Genomic DNA, 2,960 nt, shown 5'->3' on the forward strand with positions numbered 1-2,960 from the left:
TAAACCTTATTTAGTTGAACATACATAAGACCCTTTTGGGTTGTATGGTTAAGTGAATAAGCGTACACGGTGGATGCCTAGGCAGTCAGAGGCGATGAAGGACGTATTAACTTGCGATAAGCGTAGATTAGGCAGTAAAAGCCACTTGAGTCTACGATTTCCGAATGGGGAAACCCACGTGCATAAGCACGTATTATTAACTGAATACATAGGTTAATAAGGCGAACCCGGGGAACTGAAACATCTAAGTACCCGGAGGAAGAGAAATCAACCGAGATTCCGAAAGTAGCGGCGAGCGAAATTGGATTAGCCCTTAAGCTTTATATGATGCAGGTGAAGGTTCTGGAAAGTACCGCGATACAGGGTGATAGCCCCGTAACCGACACATCATACTAAGTGAAAACGAGTAAGGCGGGACACGTGATATCCTGTTTGAATATGGGGGGACCATCCTCCAAGGCTAATACTCCTGACTGACCGATAGTGAACCAGTACCGTGAGGGAAAGGCGAAAAGAACCCCTGTGAGGGGAGTGAAATAGAACCTGAAACCGTGTACGTACAAGCAGTAGGAGCACCTTCGTGGTGTGACTGCGTACCTTTTGTATAATGGGTCAGCGACTTATATTTAGTAGCAAGGTTAACCGTATAGGGGAGCCGTAGGGAAACCGAGTCTTAACTGGGCGTCGAGTTGCTAGGTATAGACCCGAAACCAGGTGATCTAGCCATGGGCAGGTTGAAGATTGAGTAACATCAATTGGAGGACCGAACCGACTAATGTTGAAAAATTAGCGGATGACTTGTGGCTAGGGGTGAAAGGCCAATCAAACCTGGAGATAGCTGGTTCTCCCCGAAAGCTATTTAGGTAGCGCCTCGGACGAATACTACTGGGGGTAGAGCACTGTTAAGGCTAGGGGGTCATCCCGACTTACCAACCCTTTGCAAACTCCGAATACCAGTAAGTACTATCCGGGAGACACACGGCGGGTGCTAACGTCCGTCGTGGAGAGGGAAACAACCCAGACCGCCAGCTAAGGTCCCAAAGTATAGCTTAAGTGGGAAACGATGTGGGAAGGCTCAGACAGCCAGGATGTTGGCTTAGAAGCAGCCATCATTTAAAGAAAGCGTAATAGCTCACTGGTCGAGTCGGCCTGCGCGGAAGATGTAACGGGGCTAAGCTATACACCGAAGCTGCGGCATCATAGTTTACTATGATGGGTAGGGGAGCGTTCTGTAAGCCGTTGAAGGTGAACTGAGAAGTTTGCTGGAGGTATCAGAAGTGCGAATGCTGACATGAGTAACGATAAAGGGAGTGAAAAACTCCCTCGCCGGAAGACCAAGGGTTCCTGTCCAACGTTAATCGGGGCAGGGTAAGTCGACCCCTAAGGCGAGGCTGAAAAGCGTAGTCGATGGGAAACGGGTTAATATTCCCGTACTTCTTATAAATGCGATGGGGGGACGGAGAAGGCTAGGTGGGCCTGGCGATGGTTGTCCAGGTTCAAGTGCGTAGGCTAATTTCTTAGGTAAATCCGGGAAATTGTTAGGCTGAGACACGATGTCGAGCTACTACGGTAGTGAAGTCATTGATGCCATGCTTCCAGGAAAAGCCTCTAAGCTTCAGTTTATAAGAAATCGTACCCCAAACCGACACAGGTGGTCGGGTAGAGAATACCAAGGCGCTTGAGAGAACTCGGGTGAAGGAACTAGGCAAAATGGTACCGTAACTTCGGGAGAAGGTACGCTCTTGTTGGTGATGAGACTTGCTCTCTAAGCTGACGGGAGTCGCAGATACCAGGTGGCTGCAACTGTTTATTAAAAACACAGCACTGTGCAAAATCGTAAGATGACGTATACGGTGTGACGCCTGCCCGGTGCCGGAAGGTTAATTGATGGGGGTTATACTTCGGTAGAAGCTCTTGATCGAAGCCCCGGTAAACGGCGGCCGTAACTATAACGGTCCTAAGGTAGCGAAATTCCTTGTCGGGTAAGTTCCGACCTGCACGAATGGCGTAATGATGGCCACGCTGTCTCCACCCGAGACTCAAGTGAAATTGAAATCGCTGTGAAGATGCAGTGTACCCGCGGCTAGACGGAAAGACCCCGTGAACCTTTACTACAGCTTGGCACTGAACATTGACCCTACATGTGTAGGATAGGTGGGAGACTTTGAAGCATTGTCGCTAGATGATGTGGAGTCAATCTTGAAATACCACCCTTGTAGTGTTGATGTTCTAACTTAGCCCCATTATCTGGGGTGAGGACAGTGCCTGGTGGGTAGTTTGACTGGGGCGGTCTCCTCCCAAAGAGTAACGGAGGAGCACGAAGGTGGGCTAAACACGGTTGGACATCGTGTGGTTAGTGCAATGGCATAAGCCCGCTTGACTGCGAGAATGACAATTCGAGCAGGTGCGAAAGCAGGTCATAGTGATCCGGTGGTTCTGAATGGAAGGGCCATCGCTCAACGGATAAAAGGTACTCCGGGGATAACAGGCCTGATACCGCCCAAGAGTTCATATCGACGGCGGTGTTTGGCACCTCGATGTCGGCTCATCACATCCTGGGGCTGAAGTCGGTCCCAAGGGTATGGCTGTTCGCCATTTAAAGTGGTACGCGAGCTGGGTTTAGAACGTCGTGAGACAGTTCGGTCCCTATCTGCCGTGGGCGTTGGAAGATTGAAGGGGGCTGCTCCTAGTACGAGAGGACCGGAGTGGACGAACCTCTGGTGTTCGGGTTGTCATGCCAATGGCATTGCCCGGTAGCTAAGGTTCGGAATCGATAAGTGCTGAAAGCATCTAAGCACGAAGCGAGCCCTGAGATGAGTCTTCCCTGGCGCTTTAAGCGTCCTAAAGGGTTGTTCGAGACTAGAACGTTGATAGGCAGGGTGTGTAAGTGCTGCGAGGCATTGAGCTAACCTGTACTAATTGCCCGTGAGGCTTAACCATACAACACCTAAAGGGTTTTG

The 2,960-nt window shown here is 50.1% G+C and carries 1 rRNA gene; it reads left to right on the forward strand.

The features are described from left to right. Positions 1–46 precede the first annotated feature (46 nt). Positions 47–2,940: ribosomal RNA gene (locus tag A1QC_RS06365) — 23S ribosomal RNA — on the forward strand. The last annotated feature ends 20 nt before the right edge of the window (positions 2,941–2,960 follow it).

Source organism: Vibrio rumoiensis 1S-45, assembly GCF_000286955.2.
In the GTDB taxonomy this organism is placed as follows: Bacteria; Pseudomonadota; Gammaproteobacteria; order Enterobacterales; family Vibrionaceae; genus Vibrio; species Vibrio rumoiensis_A.